The organism is Burkholderia sp. Ac-20384, from assembly GCF_017104605.1.
In the GTDB taxonomy this organism is placed as follows: Bacteria; Pseudomonadota; Gammaproteobacteria; order Burkholderiales; family Burkholderiaceae; genus Burkholderia; species Burkholderia lata.
On record NZ_JAAGPE010000446.1, the window covers coordinates 1 to 5,639 of the forward strand.

5 protein-coding genes and 1 pseudogene are annotated in these 5,639 nt (G+C 63.7%); 2 read left to right on the forward strand and 4 right to left on the reverse strand.

All coding sequences use genetic code 11. The features are described from left to right. A pseudogene (locus G3O00_RS43700) lies at positions 1 to 134 on the reverse strand (alpha/beta hydrolase); the annotation flags it as partial. 293 nt (positions 135 to 427) lie between these two features. Continuing rightward, positions 428 to 799: a BON domain-containing protein gene (locus G3O00_RS39370; RefSeq protein WP_206146221.1), complete on the reverse strand. Its 372-nt coding sequence runs from the start codon at positions 797 to 799 to the stop codon at positions 428 to 430. 306 nt (positions 800 to 1,105) lie between these two features. On the opposite strand from G3O00_RS39370, the gene G3O00_RS39375 reads away from it, so the two are divergent. Further along, on the forward strand, positions 1,106 to 1,507 hold the full coding sequence (locus tag G3O00_RS39375; protein WP_206146222.1) for a hypothetical protein: 402 nt from the start codon (positions 1,106 to 1,108) through the stop codon (positions 1,505 to 1,507). 92 nt (positions 1,508 to 1,599) lie between these two features. After that, positions 1,600 to 2,217, forward strand: coding sequence for a hypothetical protein (locus G3O00_RS39380; RefSeq protein WP_206146223.1), 618 nt, complete (start codon positions 1,600 to 1,602; stop codon positions 2,215 to 2,217). A 105-nt stretch (positions 2,218 to 2,322) separates the two neighbouring features. On the opposite strand, the gene G3O00_RS39385 is transcribed toward G3O00_RS39380, so the two are convergent. Beyond that, positions 2,323 to 3,627, reverse strand: a complete 1,305-nt coding sequence (locus G3O00_RS39385; protein WP_206146224.1) for a cytochrome c — start codon at positions 3,625 to 3,627, stop codon at positions 2,323 to 2,325. A gap of 15 nt (positions 3,628 to 3,642) precedes the next feature. Then, positions 3,643 to 5,639 (reverse strand): xanthine dehydrogenase family protein molybdopterin-binding subunit (locus G3O00_RS39390; protein WP_206146225.1); only part of this gene is annotated, 1,997 nt, incomplete at its 5' end.

Here is a 5,639-nt window from a genome sequence, read left to right on the forward strand (position 1 = left end):
TGGCCGAAGAACAGCATCTGCGCATCCCACGCATCCGAAGTTAGCGGCCAGCCGTGCGAAAAAACGACCGGCGTACCCTGGCCCCAGTCCTTGTAGAAGATTTCGGTACCGTCGCCCGATTTAAAGTGGCTCATTGCAACCCTCCAAACTTGTCTTGAATTGAATCCGTTCTGGCATGCCGGCGGGTAGCGCGTCACGGCATCAGCTCGTGACGCGTCGTCCGTCCGCGCTTCCGTTACTTATGCTTGACGTCGAAGCGATCGGCGTTCATCACCTGCATTCATACCCTAACGCAGTTATGCATCGACTTCTGCTGGGCGCCGTCGCCGCCATACGCGTCCGACTCCGTGCCCTGCGGCGCACGTGAAGCTCGTATGCAACGAGGTCGTACCCGAGAGACGCGCCGCAACCACCGAGAAAGCGACGCTCAATTGCGGGTCTCGATGGCGATATTCAGATTGTTGGTTACCGACGAAACACCTGCGACCTGGCGTGCACTCGCCTCGGCGAGCTGGATCTGTGCTTGATCGTCGACCTGACCGATCAGCGTCACGACGCCGTGCCGGGCCACCACCGTGATGTCGGACGACACAAGGTGCGGCGTCGCCGACAGCGCGTTTCTTACCGTACGCGCCAACCGACGATCCGCCGCACGCTGTGCTTTCCGCGGATTCGCCACATGCGTAGTATCGGTTACGGTGGCCGGAACGTAACCCGCTTCCGCGCCGCGCTCTGCCTGTGCATTGATGCCAAATGTGAGGCAGGTAATCGCGAGGATCGACGTGAGTGTATTTTTCATTCTGGCTTCCTGGGTAGGATAATGAGTGGACAAGTCAGCCATCCAGCCTGATCGTGCTGTCCGCTGACCAGGTGAATATTAGGCGCGACATCGCGCGACTCCTATACGTTCGCAGCAAATACTCTCTTTTGCAAAACCCTCGTCGTCAATTGTGCCGGCAGTAGCGGGCGGCATTCCGCTTTGGTTATACCAAGGTATATATCTCACCGTTCATCGGGATATAGGAGATGCGACATCTGCACAATAGTGCGTCACATTTTTTATTGCTACTTTCCCCTATCCCATCATTCTTCTCAGGTACGGAAAATGAAATACAGACAAGGCAGATTTCGCGGCTATGAACTTGGGCTGCTCATGACGCTCGCGCTGTACTGCTGTTTTGAATCACTACTCGACGCCGTTTATTTGCAGAGCGAAAACGAACTGGCTCCAATGGTCGTCGCGCATGCAATCTGGCTCGCACTGATCGTGGGAGCATTTTCCCGATATGTGATCGCGATCCGGCTGCTTGCCTTCGTATGCGCGACCAGCGCCGTTGTTGTCGGGTTTTCGCTGGTGAATCTAGCATCGATCTCGCCGATCCTCGCCAGCATGTTATGCGTCGGCGTCATCATCAAGGCATGCACAGGAATTTGCATGCTGCTTCAGCCGAATCATGCCGATTCGTTCGGTACACGATCGCTCGATATCGCGAACACACCGAACTGACGCTCGCCGCTTTCCGCCAGCAATACAAACCTTCAGACCGGAAACCGTTCGATCGCTCCGGCTTTCATATCCGAATCGTCATGGAGATGAGCATGGAAAAATCAGCAGCTATATCGACTTCATTGAACCCCGCCGGGATGAAAACCCGCACGCTGACCTTCGCTCCACTCGAACAACGCGTTGCCGACACGTCATATACGACGACACTAAGGCCGCGACGACGTCTCAATACATGCCCGCATCGGGCACGCGAAGAGGATGCCGGCTCGTCGTTATGTGATCGATCGGAGAATAAGCGAGACTCCGCTCGTAGCAAGAATCTGCGTGTGCATTGCAGCAGGCAACTCGGCCTCGAATTTATCGCCGCTGCACTCATTGACTATCACGCACGACATCCGGAGATTGCGGTGCAGCTTCGCGTTGGCGACGGCGATTCCGACCTGATCCAGCGTGACTTCGATATTTCGATCGTATCGACTCTTTCATTGCCGACCGCACGGTTTGCTCCAGCCGATCTCCCGGACCAACTCGTGCGTGCGGAGATCGCCGAAGACGGTCTGGCCGATCTATTCCAGAGGCATCACCTGTCTGTGCGTTACCATCCGCAGCGCAATGTCGATGCCGCATTGACGACATTCATCGCATTCTTCGTCGGCTACGTAAAACGTGTTCACGATCGGGCGCCGAAATATTGCCCCTTCCCGGTTTGATCTATCCGTGGACGCCCCAAGGTCTCCACAAGCCGAATAAGCCAACTGGCCCCGTCGTTTCCATTCGACTTGGCCGGCTGGCTCATATTGTCGTGACTCCACTGCTCAGCGCGCGGCCGCCGTCGCCTTGCGGAGTTTCGCGACGTCCGCCGCCTGCACGGCCGACGCGCCGTTGTTCCAGCCGGCGCGCATGAACGTCAGCACGTCGGCGATCTGCCGGTCGTTCAACTGGTTCGAGAACGCCGGCATCGGATACGCGGACGGCACGCCATCGATCACGAGCGTCTCGCTGCCGTTCAGCGTCACGTTGATCAGCGACGCGGCATCGGCTTCGAGCACGTTCGGATTGCCGGCGAGCGGCGCAAGCAGCGGCGCGTAGCCGCGCCCGTCCGCGCCGTGGCAATGCAGGCAGTAAGCGTTATACACCTTCGCGCCCGGATCGGCTGCCGGCCGGCTCAGCACGACCTGCGTCGCCTTCGGATCATAGCTGTACGGCGGCGCGCCCGTGCCGCCCGCCGCCGGCAGCGATTTCAGGTAGCGGGAAATCGCCGCCAGATCGTCGTCGGAGAGCGCCTGCGTGCTGTGGTTGATCACGCTGACCATCGAGCCGAACGCGGTCGCATGGCGGTTCGCGCCGGTCTTCAGGAACTGCGCGACCTCGGCCTCGTTCCAGCGCCCGAGCCCCGTGTTGGGCTCGCCGGTCAGGTTCGACGCGAACCAGTTGTCGATCGGCGCGCCCGACAGGAACGCCGCGCCGCCTTCGTCGAGCGCCTTCTCCTGGAAGCCGACGCCGCGCGGCGTGTGGCACGACCCGCAGTGCCCGAGCCCCTGTGCGAGATACGCACCGCGATTCCACACCACGTCCTTGGCCGGCTTGTCGGCATAAGGCGTCGTATCGAGGAACACCATGTTCCACAACGCGAGCGGCCAGCGCATGTTGAGCGGCCACGGGATGTCGGACGGCCGGTTCGCCTGCCTCACCGGTTCGACGCCGTGCATGAAGTATGCGTACAGCGCCTTCACGTCGTCGTCCTTCAGCTTCGCGTACGACGGATACGGCATCGCCGGATACAGGTTGTGACCGTCCTTCGCGACGCCCTTGCGCAGCGCGCCGGCGAACTCGGCTTCCGTATAGCCGCCGATGCCCGTCTCCGGATCGGGCGTGATGTTGGTCGTGTAGATCGCGCCCATCGGCGTGACCATCTTCAGGCCGCCGGCGAACGGCGTGCCGCGCGGCGCGGTGTGGCACGCGACGCAGTCGCCCGCTTTCGCGAGATACGCGCCGCGCGCGACGAGCGCGACGAGCGCGCTGTCGGCCGGTGCCGTCTCAGCATGCGCGGCCGTGCTGGCCAGCAGCGCAGACACGGCGAGCAACGACGTGCCGAGCATCTTCAGGGTGAGGTTTTGCATGTTCGTCGCCTCCCCTCAAGCCGTTTTCAGCTGGTCGCCGACCGGCAGCTTGCGCAGCCGCTTGCCGGTCGCCGCGAAGATCGCGTTCGACAGCGCCGCGGCCGTCGCGGCCGTACCGGGCTCGCCGATCCCGCCCGGCGCTTCGCCGCTTTTCACGAGATGGACCTCGATCGGCGGCGTCTCGTTGATCCGCAGCATCCGGTAGTCGGTGAAGTTGCTCTGCACGACGCGGCCCTCCTCGATCGTGATCTCGCCATACAGCGCGCCCGTGATCCCGAAGATGATGCCGCCCTGCACCTGCGCCTCGATCGTGTTCGGGTTGACGACCATGCCGCAGTCGACCGCGCATACGACGCGCTTCACCTGTACCTCGCCGTTATCCACCGCGACATCGACGACGATCGAGAAGAAGCTGCCGAACGCGTGCATCACCGAGACCCCGCGCCCTTGCCCCGTCGGCAGCGCCGGGCCGCCCCAGCCGGCCGCCTTCGTCGCGACGTCGAGCACGTTGAGCGCGCGCGGCGTCTTGCCGAGCAGCGCGCGGCGGTATTGCACAGGGTCGGTCTTGGTCTGCGCGGCCAGCTCGTCGATGAAGCTCTCGACCACGAACGTGCCGCGCGTCGGGCCGACGCCGCGCCAGAACGCGGTCGGGATGTGGCGCGGCTCCTGGCGCACGTAGTCGACCAGCTGGTTCGGCAGGTCGTACGGCAGCTCGGCCGCGACCTCGACCGCATCGGGATCGACGCCGTGCTGGAACGCCGGCGGCGCGAAGCGCGCCATGATCGACGAACCGACGATCCGGTGCTGCCACGCGATCGGCTTGCCGTTCGCGTCGAGCCCGGCCGAGATCCGGTCGTAGTAGTACGGGCGGTACATGTCGTGCTGGATGTCTTCCTCGCGCGTCCAGACGACCTTCACCGGCGCGTTGACCTGTTTGCCGACCTTCACGGCCTGGCCGATCATGTCCGTCTCGAGCCGCCGGCCGAAGCCGCCGCCGAGCAGGTGGTTATGCACGACGATCTTCTCGGGCGCGAGGCCCGTGAGCTGCTGCACGGTATCGCGCGCCCGCGTCGGCACCTGCGTGCCGACCCAGATCTCGCAGCCGTCGCGGCGCACGTGCACCGTGCAGTTCACCGGTTCCATCGTCGCGTGCGCGAGGAACGGCTGTTCGTAGACGGCGTCGATGCGCGTCTTCGCATTCGCGAACGCCTTGCCGACGTCGCCATCCTTGCGCGCGACCGCGCCCTTGCCGTTCGCCGCGGCCTGCGCGAGATCCGCGACGATGTCCTTCATCGACACCTTCGCGTCCGCGCCTTCATTCCACTTCACGACCAGCGCCGACGCGCCGCGCTTCGCGGCCCACGTGTGATCGCCGACCACCGCCACCGCGTTGTCGACGCGCACGACCTGGCGCACGCCGGGGATCTTCTTCGCGGCCGACTCGTCGACGCTCGCGACCGTGCCGCCGAACACCGGGCTGTTCACGATCACCGCGTACAGCATGCCGGGCAGGCGCACGTCGAGCCCGAACTGGGCGGTGCCGTCGACTTTTTCCGGCGAATCGAGCCGCTTCGCGGGCGTGCCGATCAGCTTGAAATCCGCCGGCTTCTTCAGCGCGACGTCCTTCGGCACCGGCAGCTTTGCGGCGGCGTCGGCGAGCTGGCCGTACGACGCGCGCCGGCCGCTCGGCGGATGCTGCACTTCGCCGTTCGCGGCGCGGCAGGATGCCGGATCGACATTCCATTGTTTCGCGGCCGCCGTGACCAGCAGCGTACGTGCGGTCGCGCCTGCACGGCGCAGCGGTTCCCACGCATAGCGCACCGACGTCGAGCCGCCGGTAAGCTGGCCGCCGAGCAGCGGATCGAGGAACAGCTTCTCGTTCGGTGGCGCATGGTCGAGCGTCACGCTCGACAGCGGCACTTCGAGCTCTTCCGCGATCAGCATCGGCAGCGCCGTATAGACGCCTTGCCCCATCTCGACCTTCGGCATCACCAGCGTGACCTTGCCGGCGC

Coding starts and splice junctions, on each gene's coding strand:
- G3O00_RS39370 (WP_206146221.1), bottom strand. CDS start 799: ATGAAAAATACACTCACGTCGATCCTCGCGATTACCTGCCTCACATTT.
- G3O00_RS39375 (WP_206146222.1), top strand. CDS start 1,106: ATGAAATACAGACAAGGCAGATTTCGCGGCTATGAACTTGGGCTGCTC.
- G3O00_RS39380 (WP_206146223.1), top strand. CDS start 1,600: ATGGAAAAATCAGCAGCTATATCGACTTCATTGAACCCCGCCGGGATG.
- G3O00_RS39385 (WP_206146224.1), bottom strand. CDS start 3,627: ATGCAAAACCTCACCCTGAAGATGCTCGGCACGTCGTTGCTCGCCGTG.